Genomic DNA, 14,248 nt, shown 5'->3' on the forward strand with positions numbered 1-14,248 from the left:
CGGGGAAGGTAGCCTTTTCCCCGTGCCCCGTCTCTCCGAAGTAACCGCCGCCCTGGACGCCCTGTGGCCCCCCGAGCGGGCCGAGCAGTGGGACGCCGTCGGCACCGTCTGCGGGGACCCGCAGGCCGAGGTCACGCGCGTGCTCTTCGCCGTCGACCCGGTGCGGGAGACCGTCGACGAAGCGGTCCGCCTGGACGCCGACCTCCTGGTCACCCACCACCCGCTCTACCTGCGCGGTACGACGACGGTCGCCCGCTCGCACTTCAAGGGCCGGGCCGTGCACGACCTGATCAAGAACGACGTGGCCCTGCACGTCGCGCACACCAACGCCGACACCGCCGACCCGGGAGTCTCCGACGCCCTCGCCGGCGCCCTCGACCTCCGCGTCGTCGGCCCGCTCGTCCCCGACCCGACGGACGCATCGGGCCGTCGCGGCCTCGGCCGGATCTGCGAGCTCGACCATCCGCTCTCCGCCCGGGAGTTCGCGGCCCGCGCGGCCAAACGGCTGCCCGGCACCGCGCAGGGCGTCCGCGCGGCGGGCGACCCGGACGCCGTGATCCGTACGGTCGCGGTGAGCGGCGGCTCCGGCGACAGCCTCTTCGACGCGGTCCGCGCGGCCGGAGTGGACGGCTTCCTCACCGCCGACCTGCGCCACCACCCGGCGTCCGAGGCCACTCAGCAGACTCCGCTCGCGCTGTTCGACGCCGCCCACTGGGCCACCGAGTGGCCCTGGTGCGAGCAGGCCGCCGCCCAGCTCGACGAGATCTCCGACCGCAACGGATGGGGCCTGCGGGTCCACGTCTCGCGTACGGTCACCGACCCCTGGACCGCCCACGCGGCGTCGTCCGTCTCCGCACCCACTGACTCAACTGGAGCCCCCAACTGAACGCCGCGCCCGCCGACCAGATCCGCCTCCTCGACGTCCAGGCGCTCGACGTACGCCTGCAGCAGCTCGCGCACAAGCGCAAGGCGCTGCCCGAGCACGCCGAGATCGAGTCGCTCACCAAGGACCTCACGCAGCTCAAGGACCTGCTCGTCGCCGCGCAGACCGAGGAGAGCGACTGCGCCCGCGAGCAGACCAAGGCCGAGCAGGACGTGGACCAGGTGCGCCAGCGCGCCGTCCGCGACCAGCAGCGTCTGGACTCCGGCGCGATCACCAGCCCCAAGGACCTGGAGAACCTGCAGCGCGAGATCGCCTCGCTCGCCAAGCGCCAGGGCGACCTGGAGGACGTCGTCCTGGAGGTCATGGAGCGCCGCGAGTCCGCGCAGGAGCGGGTCGGCGAGCTGACCGGGCGCGTCGAGTCCGTCCAGGCGAAGATCGACGACGCCACGGCCCGCCGCGACGCCGCCTTCGAGGAGATCGACGGCGAGGCCGCCACGGTCACCAAGGAGCGCGAGGTCGTCTCCGGTTCGGTCCCGGCCGACCTGCTGAAGCTCTACGACAAGCTGCGCGAGAAGGAGGGCGGCGTCGGCGCGGCCCGCCTCTACCAGCGCCGTTGCGAGGGCTGCCGCCTGGAGCTCAACATCACCGAGCTGAACGAGGTCCGTGCCGCCGCCCCGGACGCGGTCGTGCGCTGCGAGAACTGCCGCCGCATCCTGGTCCGTACGTCGGAGTCCGGGCTGTAGTCCATGCGTTTCGTGGTCGAGGCCGACGGCGGGTCCCGGGGCAACCCGGGCCCCGCGGGCTACGGCGCGGTCGTCCTGGACGCCGCCACCGGTGAAGTCCTCGCGGAGCGGGCCGAGTTCATCGGTGTGGCGACGAACAACGTCGCGGAGTACAAGGGCTTGGTGGCCGGTCTGAAGGCCGCCCGCGAACTCGACCCGGAGGCCTCGGTCGCGGTCCGGATGGACTCCAAGCTGGTCGTCGAGCAGATGTCGGGCCGCTGGCAGATCAAGCACCCGGGCATGCGCCCGCTCGCCGCCGAGGCCCGCGGGGTCTTCCCACCGGGGACGGTCACGTACGAGTGGATCCCGCGCGCGCAGAACAAGCACGCGGACCGGCTCGCCAACGAGGCGATGGACGCGGGCAAGCGCGGTGAGCAGTGGAGCGCGGCCGACTCCACGGCGGAGCTGGACGCGCGGGACGCCCGCGCGGCACGGAACGCGGCGACGGCTCCGGTCGGCGATGGCCCGCCCGGCGATGGCCCGCCCGGCGACGGCCCGCCCGGCGACGCGTCGGCGGGAGCGGCCAAGGCGCGGGCGGCGCTCGCTGGTTCGCGTACGAGTGCGGCTCCCGTGGTCCAGGCCCCCACCGCCGCCCGGCCCGCCGCCGCACCCGACCTCGGCCCGCCCGCCACGCTCGTGCTGCTTCGGCACGGCGAGACCGCGTTGACGCCCGAGAAGCGGTTCTCCGGAAGCGGGGGTTCCGACCCGGTGCTCTCGGCCGCCGGGCGCGAGCAGGCCGAGCGGACCGCCGCCGCGCTGGCCGCGCGCGGCACGATCCAGGCGATCGTCAGCTCACCGCTGCGCCGCTGCCGTGAGACCGCGGACACGGTCGCGGCCCGCCTCGGCCTTGCCGTGACGATCGAACAGGGCCTCAGGGAAACGGACTTCGGGGCCTGGGAGGGTCTGACGTTCGCCGAGGCGCGCGAGCGCTATCCGGACGAGCTCGACGCCTGGCTCGCCTCGCAGGACGCGGCCCCGCCGGGCGGCGAGTCCTTCGCCGAGGTCACGGCGCGGGTCGAGGAGGCGCGGGACCGCCTGGTCGCGCGGTACGCGGGGCGTACGGTCCTGCTTGTCACGCATGTCACGCCGGTCAAGACGCTGGTGCGGCTGGCGCTCGGGGCGCCGCCCGAGGCGCTGTTCCGGATGGAGCTCTCGGCGGCCTCGCTCTCGGCCGTCGCGTACTACGCCGACGGGAACGCCTCGCTGCGGCTCCTCAACGAGACGTCCCACCTGCGCTGAACCGAGGGGGCTTCAGGCCTCTCGTACGGACGCGGCCTCGCGGGCCAGGTGCTCCACGCGGGCCCAGTCCTTCGCGGCGACCGCGTCACCGGGAAGCATCCAACTGCCGCCCACGCAGCCGACGTTACTCAGCGCGAGGTACGAGGGTGCCGAGGCGGGCGTGATGCCGCCGGTCGGGCAGAAGCGGGCCTGGGGGAGCGGGCCCGCGAGGGACTTGAGGTAGGCGGTGCCACCGGCGGCCTCGGCCGGGAAGAACTTCATCTCGGCGACGCCGCGTTCGAGCAGGGCCACCACCTCCGACGTCGTGGAGACGCCGGGCAGGAACGGCACGCCGGACTCCTTCATCGCGTCAAGCAGCGCGTCCGTCCAGCCGGGGCTGACCAGGAACTGCGCGCCCGCCGCCACCGAGTCCCGGACGTTGTCCGGGGAGATCACGGTGCCCGCGCCGACCACCGCGTCCGGCACCTCGGCCGCGATCGCGCGGATGGCGTCGAGGGCGGCGGGGGTGCGCAGCGTCACCTCGATCGCGGGCAGGCCGCCCGCCACCAGGGCCCGGGCGAGCGGCACCGCGTCCGCCGCGTCCTCCACGACGACGACGGGGACGACGGGGGCGAGGTCAAGCACAGAGCGCGAAGTCATGGCACCATCCTGCCCGGCGCATGCAGCATGCGCAAAGCCCATTGCGCATGCTGCAACCGCCTCTCGTGCGGCTCAGTGGATCTGCCTCGTACGGCTCAGTGGATCTCCCCGTACGGTTCAGTGGATCTCCCCTGTACGGCTCAGCGGATCTCCCTCGTACGACTCAGTGGATCTCCGTCACGACCACATCGAGCTGCCAGGCCTTCCCCGGCTTCGCGGGCGCCTCGGCCTCCACCGCGTACCCGAGCCCGCGCAGCGTCTCGACGAGCTCCGCCGGTGTCGCGGGCGCCGCGCCCGCCTGCAGCAGGTCGCGTACGACGCGGCCCTTGGTCGCCTTGTTGAAGTGGCTCACCACGGAGCGCTTCTCCACGCCGTCGACCAGCTGCGAGTGCAGCACCCGCACCGTCGCGGTCCGGCCCGCCACCTCGCCCTTCGGCTTCCAGGCGCTCGCGTACGCGGACGAACGCAGGTCGAGCACGAGCCCCTGCCCGGCGGCCTCCGGAAGGGCCTCGGCCATGACGCCGCGCCAGTACGCGTTCAGGGCGCCGAGGCCCGGCAGCTTCACGCCCATCGAGCAGCGGTACGACGGGATCTTGTCGGTGACCCGGACCGCGCCCCACAGCCCCGAGAACACGAGCAGCGACTTCGAGGCCCGCCGCTTAGCCGCCGCGTCCAGGGAGGCGAGGCCGAGCGCGTCGTACAGGACGCCGGTGTAGATCTCCCCGGCCGGACGCGCCCCGGCCGTGCGCAGCTCCGCGTTCTTCGCGACCTCGGCGCGCAGCCCCTCGCTCAGGCCGAGCACCTCGCGCGCCTTCTCCTCGTCGGCCGCGCACAGCTCCACCAGCTCGTCGAGCACCGCCTGCCGCGCCTCGTTCAGACCCGGCAGGGACAGCCCCTCGACCTTCAGCGGCGCACCCCTCCCGGAGGCGGCCTTTCCCTCGGACGGAGGCAAGAGCACGAGCACGACGGGTTCTCCTTCTGCGGCGGTACGAGGCGGGGGTGCGGCCCCCGAGGCGCGGGGGTGCGGCCCCCGAGGCAGCGTATCGGCCGGACGGGGTACGCAAGGACCGTGCAGGGAGCAAGCGGGCAGAACGGGAGGAATCCGTACGGACGAAATACGCTCGCCCCATGCCCCGCCGCCACCTGCACGTGCCCCCCACCGCGGAGGCGACCCCGCTGCGCGCCGCCCTGCGCGAGCTGCGCGCGAGCCTCGACGTGCCGCAGGACTTCCCGCCCGAGGTCCTCGCCGAGACGGAGGCCGCCGTACGCGAGCCCCGGCTGCCCGAGGCCGACGCCACGGACCTCCCGTTCTTCACGATCGACCCGCCCACGTCGACCGACCTCGACCAGGCCATGCACCTCTCCCGCAGGGACGGCGGCGGCTACCGCGTGCGGTACGCCATCGCCGACGTCGCCGCCTTCGTCACCCCCGGCGGCGCCCTCGACCGCGAGGCGCACAGCCGCGCGGTCACCCTGTACTTCCCCGACGAGAAGGTGCCGCTGCACCCGCCGCTGCTGTCCGAGGGCGCCGCCAGCCTGCTCCCCGACCAGGACGTGCCGGCCCTGCTCTGGACCATCGACCTGGACGCGGACGGGCACCGCACCGCCGTCGACGTGCACCGCGCCCTCGTCCGCAGTCGCGCCAAGCTCGACTACGAGGGCGTCCAGAAGGCCGTCGACACCGGCACCGCCGAGGAGCCCCTCACCCTCCTCCGCGACATCGGGCTGCTGCGCGAACAGCGCGAGGTGGCGCGCGGCGGGATCTCCCTGAACGTCCCCGAGCAGGAGATCGTCGAACGCGACAACCACTACGCCCTCACCTACCGCGCGCCCCGCCCCGCCGACGCCTGGAACGCCCAGATCTCCCTGCTCACCGGCATCGCCGCCGCCGACCTGATGATCGAGTACGGCACCGGCATCCTGCGCACCCTGCCGGCCGCCCCCGACGGCGCGGTCGGCCGCCTGCGCCGCGCGGCCACCGCCCTGCACGTGGACTGGCCGCACCACGTCCCGTACGCCGATCTCCTCCGCGCTCTCGACCCGCGCGAGCCGAACCACGCGGCGTTCCTGCAGGAGTGCACGACGCTCCTGCGCGGCGCCGGCTACACCGAGTTCACCGGCGGCGAGCTGCCCGAGCCGCGCGTCCACTCCGCCGTGGCCGCCGCGTACACGCACTGCACGGCTCCGCTGCGGCGGCTCGCCGACCGGTACGCGGGCGAGATCTGCCTGGCCGCCTGCGCCGGTGGCGATCCTCCGCCGTGGGTGCTCGACGCCCTGCCCGAGCTGCCGAAGGAGATGGCCGACGGCACCCGGCGGGGCAACACCGTGGAGCGCGAGTGCGTCGACATCGTCGAGGCCGCGCTGCTCCGGGACCGGGTCGGCGAGACCTTCGACGCGATCGTGATCGACGTCAAGGAACAGGAACCGGCCGTCGGCACCGTGCACTTGGAGGACCCGGCGGTCGTCGCCCGCATCGAGGGCACCACCGACCTGCCCCTCGGTGAACGCCTCCGCGTCCGCCTCACCCAGGCCGACCCGGGTGCGGCGAAGGTGCGGTTCGCTCCGGCGTGAGACCGGTTGGCGGGGCCGTTGTTCGCGGGGCCGTTGTTCGCGGGGCCGTTCTCAGGGCCGCGACGAGCGCCTGCGGATCGTCCGCGTGGAACCGCACCGCCGTCGTCACCTCCACCCGCCGCCCCAGCGGCCGTACGAACGCCACGGGCGCCGCGAGCTCCACGGTCACCGTCGTCTGGGAGCCGACCAGGAGGTCGAGGCTGCCGTCCAGGTGCTCCTGGATCCGCTTGCCGGTGGGGTAGCGGCGCTCCACCCGTGCGCGGGCGACCGCCGCGGCCGGAACGCGCAGGTCGAGCAGATGCCCGTACCGGATGCGCAGTGAACCGTCCGCGCCCACCACATGGGGGCGGACCACACAGGCGGCGTGCAGGGCGAGCACCTGGAGCACGGTGTAGACGTCGAGGAACAGCACGACCGCGTGCACCGCGGGCCACGGGATCAGCACCGCGAGCGCGACCGTCTCGAGCACCGCCACGAACAGCAGCCCGAACAGCATCGCCGTCTGCGGCCCGGTGTACGACACGGGCCGCGCCCCCTCGGGAACCCCGTGCCGCCGCCGCGCCACCCACAGCAACAGGCAGTACATCCCGTGCAGTTCGAGCACGGTCAGCCGACTTGTGACCCGTACGGCCTTCCCCATGCTCATGGCCGCCCACCCCCTCCCGCCCGCCGCGCGCGCTCCGCGAGCCCCGCGAGCATGCGCCGTACGACCTCCGCCTGCGCCGCCGGGAAGTCCGCGAGGAACGCCTCCCCGAAGCCCCCGCCGAGCGACTGCCCGGCGTCCTCCTGAGCGATCAGCCGCAGTACGGCCTCCGGCATCGCGGCCACGAGCTCGTCGCCGAGCGGCGCGATCCGCGGATCGTCTGCCGCGGCCTCCGCCAACTCGTCCAACCGCCCGTACAGCTCCTCCACCCGGCCCGCGAACTCCGGGTCGTCGGCCAGTGGCCGCAGCGCCGCGACCAGCTCGCCGCTGCCCTCGGGCCCGCCGAGCGAGTCGAAGAGGGCCAGGTGCTCGCGGTCCTTCGCGGCGATCGCCGAGTCGGTCGGCCCGAGCGCGGCGAACAGCCGGGCGAGGTCCGGCGAGACGGGCCCCTCCGGCGGCAGCTCCCCGGCCCGCGCCTGCTCGAGGAGCGCGGCGAGCCGCTCCCGCCGCTCCCGGACCGCCGCTTCCTGCCGCGCCAGATCTCCGTCCAACTCCTCCAGAACCTCTACGAGTTCACGCCCGGCGTCGTCCGCGAGCACGTCCTTGACCTCGGCGAGCCCGAGCCCGAGCTCGGTGAGCCGCCGGATCCGGGCGAGCTCCACGGCGTGCCGCAGCCCGTACTCCCGGTACCCGTTGGCCCGCCGCTCCGGCTCCGGCAGCAGCCCCTGCTGGTGATAGTGGCGCACGGCCCGCGTGGTGACCCCGGCGAGCGCGGCGATCTCTCCGATCCGCATGAGGCCAGTAGAAACGTTGACGCTGCGACAAGGTCAAGGGCTCTCGGGTCAAGGGCTCCCCGTGGCGCGGGTAGCATGGTCGACACGGCGGACGAGCCGGCCGGGCGGTCGCGGCGGGGGTTTTCGGACTCCCTCCGAGGAACGTCCGGGCTCCACAGGGCAGGGTGGTGGCTAACGGCCACCCGGGGTGACCCGCGGGACAGTGCCACAGAAAACAAACCGCCCGGCGCTCAGGTGCCGGGTAAGGGTGAAACGGTGGTGTAAGAGACCACCAGCGCCTGAGGTGACTCAGGCGGCTAGGTAAACCCCACCCGGAGCAAGGTCAAGAGGAGTGCCGCGAGGCGCTCTGCGCGGATGATCGAGGGCTGCCCGCCCGAGTCCGCGGGTAGACCGCACGAGGCCGACGGCAACGCCGGCCCCAGATGGATGACCGCCTCCCCCCGGGCCGCAAGGCCCTGGGGAGACAGAACCCGGCGTACAGGCCGACTCGTTCCGCCGCAAGGCCCCTGACCTGGGAGTTTCCGACTCCCGGGCCAGGGGTTTCTGCTTGCGCCTATCGCCCCGCACCTTCTTCAAGGTGCAGGGCCCCCTCCGGTTGTAGTGGACTTCGCGGCTGGCCCGACGTGACCAGGTCTTGCCCCTCCGGGTGTCCCACTACGTGACTGGCGTGGACAACAGCGACCTCAGTAATTCCCCTACTTCCCATGAGGACTCCCCGCCGCCGCCCGTCATCCGTAGAGGGGTTGACGGGCGGCTGTCATGGGGTGCGGATCAGTAGTCGATAGCCAGAGCGGCGACGTAGATGCCCCGGTCGTCGGTGACCACAGCGGCTCCGGCGATGCGTGAACTGGGCCTGGTCAGGGCCTCCCTGTGGGCAGGGCTGTCGAACCAGCCGTCGAGGAGCTTCTCGGCGCTCATGTCCTGAGGGCGCTCGCCCTTGGCGAGTACTTCGTGACCACAGTGGTGCCAGGCAGTCAGATTCTCCCGCGCGCAGGCATCGGCCTTCCGCTGCTCGTCGGCGCTGTACAGGACCGGCTTGAGCCCCAACTCCGTCCGCCGCTCATTGAGGAGTTTCACCATCCGCGGCCCAATCGACCGGTAGGACGTCCTCTCGCTGGCCGCCTCGGCGGGCGTCGCCGAGACGCTGTCGGGCCTCCGCTGTCCGTCCACCTCAGCAGCGCCGGCGGTCATGCCCGACCAGGTCGCAGCGCACGTCGCAAGGAAGGCAGCGGCGGCGATTGCGGTACGGGCGCGGGTGAGTGAGGGGCGGCGATAGGCGTGCCGGGGGCGTTGCGAGTCCGGCAAAGCGTGTCGTGTCACGGGTGCCTCCTGAGGCAGTAGGTGCCGAGGGCTGCCGTCGACAGACGGGGCCGCCTCGGCGTGAAGTGCCTGTCACCCTGGAGAGAGCACCTGGACCGCCCTCTTCCTCGCTCCGTTATGCACCCGTTATTTGCGAGACCGAGGAGCCGCCCAAGCAGCGTGAGAACGTCACCGGCCAGAGTGTGCGCCGCAGGCAAGTCAAGGTCACGATCTGATGTCACCGCGGGATCAGGTGAGTTGGTGCCGCTCCCTTCTTCGGCGGAGCCCTTCGCCCGCCAAGACCCAGGGGGACCACATGAGCGAACCCGCCGCCGACACCCTCACGCCGGCGACCGCCGCCGATGCCGAACTGACAGCCCGTATACGCCGTGGTCCGCCCGGCGCCGCCGAGGCAGCCCTGGACGAGCTCTACCGTCGGCACCACGAAGCCGTGCTCTCGTACGCGCGTGGCTGTACACGGGACGCGCACACGGCGGAAGACCTGGCCTCCGAGGCGTTCACCCGTACCCTGCACGCGGTGCGGGGCGGCAACGGCCCGACGGATGCCTGGCGGCCCTACCTGATGGCCACCGTCCGCCGTGCCGCCACTGCCTGGGCCAGCACCGCTCGACGCACTGAACTCTGCAGCGACTTCGAGTGCTGGCTGGTGCAGTCGGCTGAGTCGCAGAGCGGCGAAGAGCAGCTGTTGCGGCAGGAGGAGGGCGACCTGGTGCGACGGGCATTCCTCAGCCTGCCCGGGCGCTGGCAGACCGTTCTGTGGCACTCGGCCGTCGAGCACGCGTCAGCGGACCGGATCGCGCCGCTCCTCGGCATCAGCCCGAGCGGCGTCGCCTCCCTCACCGCCCGCGCCCGCGAAGGGTTGCGCGAGGCCTACCTGTCCGCGTACGTCACCGACACGGCGACGCCGGAGGACTGCCGCCACTACACCGGCCTGCTGGCCGCCTCGGTGCGCCGTACAGGGCGCATTCGCCGCACCCACCGCGCGCTGGCCCGGCACCTTGCCGACTGCGCCCGCTGCGGCCGCGCGCAGCACGAACTAGAGCAGCTCAACGACTCGTTGGCCTCAGTGCTCCCAGTAGGTGTGCTGCTGTGGGCGGGGGCAGCATACGGGTCGAAGGCGGCTGTCCCGACCGGTGCGGCGACAACCCCCATAACAGGCGCCGCAGGGCTGGCCACCGGAGTCGGCGCGGCGCTGAAGGCCGGCGCCCTCGGAGCCTCGGTCCTTGTCGTATCCGTCGCCGGATACACCCTGGCCCCGGACAGCGGCAGGCCTCCGGTGCCCCCGCCGGCCCCCACCGCTGTTGCGACCACAACCACCCCGACACCCACTCGTTCGCGCGACGAGCCCGCGAAAGCGTCACCGCCATCCCAGGTGAAACCGCGGAGCAGCTCAACCCCACCGCCGCGGCGCAGCTCCACCCCAGCAGCCCGGAAGCCACCCTGGTCGCCGTCAGCCGATGACCGTACCCAGCTGTCGATCCTCGCCACCGGACGGTGCCTGGATATCTCCGCCCAGGAAGGAGCTCAGCCGTTTGAGGCCTCATGCGATGGCGGCAGCAGCCAGCAGTGGGAGCTGCTGGTCGACCGGGCGGCCCAGGAAGTACGGATCCGCAACCACGCGACGGGCATGTGCCTCACCCACACCGGTACGCCGACGAAAGGAGCTCCAGTGCGCCAGCGGCCCGACGCCTGCGAATCCGAGGCGGCCACTACGCGGTGGACGTACTACATACCCACCCTCGACACCATCGCCTTCGCCCAGAACTCAGCCGGCCGCCAACTCCTCGGCCTGAACGACTGGGAAGCAGCCGCCGAAGGAAGGCCGCACTCCTCCGCCGTCGGCACCACGACCAACTACTACGACACTCCCTCGCTGCGGTTCCGCTACAAGGGCGATGCGTTCACCGGGTGAAGGGGCCGAGCCCCAAGCTGGACGACTCACGGCCAATCTCGTCGACAGCGAAGCCAGTCGAGAATGCGAGGCCTTCTCGACGTGGCTCTGTTCACGAGTTCCGGCTCTGGCTCAGCTCCTGGGCTCTGTCGCCGTTTCGGGGCCAGCGGCTAGTTGATCATGGTCCCAGCAAAGTGCGGCGTCGCAAGAGGTTGGGCCCGTCCTCGCCCCGCCGTAGCGGTAGACCGGGAGCCCATTCGGCTGAGCAGAGCGGGCTTCATGCCGCCCTCGCCCACACAGTGAAGAGAGAGACGCTCCTGTCGCAGGTGCGGCCGTGCGGGATACACGTTGCGGGGCCGCTGGCCTCGCAGGGAAGGACGGTCTGTGGTGACGTCGACGGATCAGTTCCGCACAGGGGCCACGACCCCGCGCCTGCGCGCACTGGTCTCGGCGATCCGCGAGGGCGTGGCGGAGGCGAACTCACCGGCGCGGCGGGCGCTGCTCGCCGGCAGGCAGCTTCAGAGATACATCTGTGAACCGGGTCTGCTCACACCGCACCAATGCATGGGCGACCGGACGGGCTACCGGCAGCACGTTCTCCACGTGGAACCGTCAGGCACATTCTCCCTGGTGGCACTGGTGTGGCTGCCTGGACAAGGTACGGCCGTGCACGACCACGTGTGCTGGTGTGTTGCCGGCGTGCACGCGGGCAGAGAGGTGGAGCAGCGCTACCGGCTGTCCTCCGCACCCCGGGGCGCCCAGCTCCTCCCGGTCGAGCACCGGGTCAACGCTGTGGGCGGGGTCACCGCGTTCGCCCCGCCGGGAGACATCCATCAGGTACGCAACCCTGGCCCGGGCAAGGCCATTTCCCTCCATGTGTACGGCACGGACATCGATCAGCAAGGCAGCAGCATCCGGCGGATCTACACCGGATACGAGGACGCTCCCGGCCCGAGCACGCCGCCAGCGGGGCCGAGCTGATGCCGGGCCGCGTCTCACCCCCGCGCTACCAGCTGGTGTGCAGCGGATGCGCGCGGCGGACGGCGGATGACGGGCTGATGCTGCGGTGTCCGGTCTGCGGGGACGGGGCGTTGCTGCGGACCGAGTACGAAGAGGGCCGGTTCAGGCCCGCTGCTACGGGAGAGGGGATCTTTCGGTACGGCAGGTGGCTGCCGGCCGGCCGCGAGGTGCCCGGCTCCAGCCTGCCCTCGGTCTTCCGCAGTCAACGCCTCGGCAGGGCCATGGGGCTGAGTGACCTGTGGGTGGCCTTCAGCGGCTACTGGCCCGAACGCGGCTGCCGCATGGACACCGGGACCTTCAAGGAGCTTGAGGCCTACAGCGTGTTGGGGCGTCTCCCTCCACGGAGTGGGACCCTGGTGGCCGCGTCGGCCGGGAACACCGCCGCAGCCTTTCTTGCCGCCTGCCGTCACAGTCGGCTTCCCTGTCTTCTGGTGGTGCCGCAGGCGGCCCTGCCCGTGTTGTCTGCCGTCGCCGCGGCCGGAAGCAGTGCTCGTGTCATCGCCCTGGAGAAGGCCGGCTACAACGAGGCGATCACCTATGCGCGCCGCATCGCCGACGCTGGCTCTGTCTTCAGCGAGGAGGGCGGGGTACGCAACGTCGCCCGGCGCGACGGCCTGGCCGTGGTGGCACTGACGGCGTACGAGTCGATGGGTGGCCGCCTGCCCGACTACTACGTGCAGGCCGTCGGGAGCGCGTCCGGTGCGCTCGCCGCCCACGAGGCCGCCGCTCGGATCACGCGGGCTGACAGCACTGCCGCCCTCCCTCGTCTTCTTCTGTGTCAGAGCGCGGAGTTCGCCCCGCTCCATGACCTTTGGTCAGGCAAGGCCGCTGCCTCCCCGCTGCCTCCTGCCAGGGTCTACGCCCCGGAGCTGGTGAACACCACACCGCCGTATGCCCTCGCAGGAGGGGTACGCGATGCCCTGCGGCGCAGCCGGGGCGGCATCCTCGTGTCCGGCCGAAGGGCCTCCGTGCAAGCCGCCGCCCTCTTCGAGGAGATGGAGGACATCGACATCGAGCGCCCCGCTGCTGTGGCGCTCGCCTGCCTGTGGGAAGCCGCCGCACGCGGTCAGATCCCGCGAGACGCCCGCGTCCTGCTCAATGTGACCGGAGGGGGACGGCGCCGCTTCCTCGCCACGCGGCAGCTCCCGGCATCCCCCAGCCCGCACCTTTACGTGGTGAACGCCGGGAGTGATCCGTTGACCGTAGCGGCCGAAGTCATGGATGCCGGGGACGGCAGGTCGCCGACATATCCCAGCGGGCGAACGGTCGTGAAACACGCAGGCTAATGCGTCATCCCACGGGAAACTGCGTAGCTGGCGGGTCTGCGAGGCCGGTATTGTCCGGTCTCCCAACCCGCCTACCAGCGACCTACGTTCAGAGAGCGACGCAGATGACCAGCCAGCAAGCAACGAGGACTCTGTGGCGCCCCACCGGCCCCAAGGAGCTGGATCTGGTTCGAGAGCTGAACTGGCGCGCTTGGCCGCCACGGCTGCCTGAGCAGCCGATCTTCTACCCGGTGCTCAACGAAGAGTACGCGGTCATGATCGCGCGGGACTGGAACGTGAAGCAGGATGGCGCCGGCTTCGTCACCCGTTTTGAGGTCGAGTCGGAGTTCGTGAGTCGCTATCCCATCCGGCAGGCCGGCGGGAAGGCGATCCTCGAACTCTGGGTTCCGGCCGAGGAGCTGGACGACTTCAACGCCCACATTGTCGGCGAGATCCAGGTGGTCCACGCGTTTCGCTGAGGCGAACGCACCGTGTCGTGGCTGATCGGCTACCGCCGCCCCAACCACCGCTACGAAGGCAACGCCCTCTCACATGGTCAGGAAGCGGTGCGCCGCTGCCACACCGGCTGCGGTGTCCCAGCGTGCGGGGTCGTCGGACTGCGGTCCGATGACGGCGGTGATGTGAGCTGGCGTCACCTCGGCGTCGGCCGCGATGAGAGCGCCCGCTGCCGCATCCCACTGCGCAGCCTCGGGCAGCCCGGGAAACCCCTCAACCTGAGCGTAAATCCAGTTGAGCGTTTCCTCGTCGCCGAGTGCCGGAAACCGGATGGAGCCGAAGCCGTCCTCGGCCGTGTAATCGGCTCGCTGCCATGCCGCACCATCGAAGCCGTAGACGAAGCCGACCCAGGCGCCGCCGTCGAGCGTGCGGCGGACGGGAGGCCCCCACCATGCGGGCGCGCCAGCGAGCAGGTCGGTTTCCGGCTGGTCGAAGACCGAGGCAGCTTCGCCGTAGTACGTCTCGGACGCCTCATGGTCGTGCCCGAGGAGCACCGCGCGGCCCTCGCTGACCTGGTGCAGCTCTATCCAGTTGCCGCCGCCGTCGTCGTAGCGCCACACCCCCGGTACGTCGGCATGGCACGCATGGCCGTCGCTGCGCGCCGCGGATATCGCGGCCAACGCGGCCCAGCGCGGACGAAGTTGGGGTGGAGTGGGCAAGTCGATCGGTACGAGTGGCACGTCAT

At 71.9% G+C, this 14,248-nt stretch carries 14 protein-coding genes and 1 other RNA gene; 9 read left to right on the forward strand and 6 right to left on the reverse strand.

All coding sequences use genetic code 11. The features are described from left to right. The first annotated feature begins 22 nt into the window (after positions 1–22). From QIT00_RS15525 to QIT00_RS15535, 3 genes are read left to right on the forward strand one after another with little or no spacing between them, the layout of a single operon-like run. Positions 23–886, forward strand: coding sequence for a Nif3-like dinuclear metal center hexameric protein (locus QIT00_RS15525; RefSeq protein WP_282535835.1), 864 nt, complete (start codon positions 23–25; stop codon positions 884–886). Beyond that, positions 883–1,626 (forward strand): zinc ribbon domain-containing protein, encoded by a 744-nt coding sequence (locus tag QIT00_RS15530; RefSeq protein WP_349017182.1) that lies wholly within the window; start codon positions 883–885, stop codon positions 1,624–1,626. Before QIT00_RS15525 ends, QIT00_RS15530 begins: the two co-directional genes overlap by 4 nt. Before the next feature lie 3 nt (positions 1,627–1,629). Next, on the forward strand, positions 1,630–2,904 hold the full coding sequence (locus QIT00_RS15535; protein ID WP_282535837.1) for a bifunctional RNase H/acid phosphatase: 1,275 nt from the start codon (positions 1,630–1,632) through the stop codon (positions 2,902–2,904). 12 nt (positions 2,905–2,916) lie between these two features. Here QIT00_RS15535 and eda read toward each other — a convergent pair whose 3' ends face one another. Both eda and yaaA read right to left on the reverse strand, forming a co-directional pair. After that, on the reverse strand, positions 2,917–3,543 hold the full coding sequence (gene eda, locus QIT00_RS15540; RefSeq protein WP_282535838.1) for a bifunctional 4-hydroxy-2-oxoglutarate aldolase/2-dehydro-3-deoxy-phosphogluconate aldolase: 627 nt from the start codon (positions 3,541–3,543) through the stop codon (positions 2,917–2,919). 163 nt (positions 3,544–3,706) lie between these two features. Further along, the gene (yaaA, locus tag QIT00_RS15545) at positions 3,707–4,507 is read right to left on the reverse strand and encodes a peroxide stress protein YaaA (RefSeq protein WP_282535839.1); all 801 of its coding nucleotides are present in this window, start codon (positions 4,505–4,507) and stop codon (positions 3,707–3,709) included. Between the two features lie 164 nt (positions 4,508–4,671). On the opposite strand from yaaA, the gene QIT00_RS15550 reads away from it, so the two are divergent. After that, the gene (locus tag QIT00_RS15550; RefSeq protein WP_282535840.1) at positions 4,672–6,114 is read left to right on the forward strand and encodes an RNB domain-containing ribonuclease; all 1,443 of its coding nucleotides are present in this window, start codon (positions 4,672–4,674) and stop codon (positions 6,112–6,114) included. Here the strand turns inward: QIT00_RS15550 and QIT00_RS15555 are convergent. Both QIT00_RS15555 and QIT00_RS15560 read right to left on the reverse strand, forming a co-directional pair. Next, positions 6,065–6,760, reverse strand: coding sequence for a hypothetical protein (locus QIT00_RS15555; protein WP_349017181.1), 696 nt, complete (start codon positions 6,758–6,760; stop codon positions 6,065–6,067). The genes QIT00_RS15550 and QIT00_RS15555 overlap by 50 nt on opposite strands. Further along, positions 6,757–7,551, reverse strand: coding sequence for a MerR family transcriptional regulator (locus QIT00_RS15560; RefSeq protein ID WP_282535841.1), 795 nt, complete (start codon positions 7,549–7,551; stop codon positions 6,757–6,759). Before QIT00_RS15560 ends, QIT00_RS15555 begins: the two co-directional genes overlap by 4 nt. 92 nt (positions 7,552–7,643) lie before the next feature. On the opposite strand from QIT00_RS15560, the gene rnpB reads away from it, so the two are divergent. After that, positions 7,644–8,045, forward strand: an RNA gene (rnpB, locus tag QIT00_RS15565) — RNase P RNA component class A. Positions 8,046–8,322: 277 nt separating this feature from the next. Here rnpB and QIT00_RS15570 read toward each other — a convergent pair. Further along, the gene (locus tag QIT00_RS15570; RefSeq protein ID WP_282535842.1) at positions 8,323–8,742 is read right to left on the reverse strand and encodes a CAP domain-containing protein; all 420 of its coding nucleotides are present in this window, start codon (positions 8,740–8,742) and stop codon (positions 8,323–8,325) included. Positions 8,743–9,166: 424 nt separating this feature from the next. On the opposite strand from QIT00_RS15570, the gene QIT00_RS15575 reads away from it, so the two are divergent. The 4 genes from QIT00_RS15575 to QIT00_RS15590 all read left to right on the forward strand — a co-directional run bounded on the left by QIT00_RS15575 (position 9,167) and on the right by QIT00_RS15590 (position 13,526). Next, on the forward strand, positions 9,167–10,783 hold the full coding sequence (locus QIT00_RS15575) for a sigma-70 family RNA polymerase sigma factor (protein ID WP_282535843.1): 1,617 nt from the start codon (positions 9,167–9,169) through the stop codon (positions 10,781–10,783). A 366-nt stretch (positions 10,784–11,149) separates the two neighbouring features. Continuing rightward, on the forward strand, positions 11,150–11,743 hold the full coding sequence (locus tag QIT00_RS15580; RefSeq protein ID WP_408909777.1) for a cysteine dioxygenase family protein: 594 nt from the start codon (positions 11,150–11,152) through the stop codon (positions 11,741–11,743). Then, positions 11,743–13,068 carry a pyridoxal-phosphate dependent enzyme gene (locus QIT00_RS15585; RefSeq protein WP_282535845.1) on the forward strand — a complete coding sequence of 442 codons (1,326 nt, stop codon included), beginning with the start codon at positions 11,743–11,745 and terminating at the stop codon, positions 13,066–13,068. The genes QIT00_RS15580 and QIT00_RS15585 overlap by 1 nt, the downstream gene beginning before the upstream one ends. 104 nt (positions 13,069–13,172) lie before the next feature. Beyond that, a complete protein-coding gene (locus QIT00_RS15590; protein ID WP_282535846.1) occupies positions 13,173–13,526 on the forward strand; it encodes a hypothetical protein in 354 nt (117 codons plus the stop codon). Positions 13,527–13,595: 69 nt separating this feature from the next. Here the strand turns inward: QIT00_RS15590 and QIT00_RS15595 are convergent, their stop codons facing one another. Continuing rightward, positions 13,596–14,243: a proteophosphoglycan 5 gene (locus QIT00_RS15595; protein WP_282535847.1), complete on the reverse strand. Its 648-nt coding sequence runs from the start codon at positions 14,241–14,243 to the stop codon at positions 13,596–13,598. Between the last annotated feature and the right edge of the window lie 5 nt (positions 14,244–14,248).

The organism is Streptomyces luteolus, from assembly GCF_029968015.1.
GTDB lineage: Bacteria > Actinomycetota > Actinomycetes > Streptomycetales > Streptomycetaceae > Streptomyces > Streptomyces luteolus.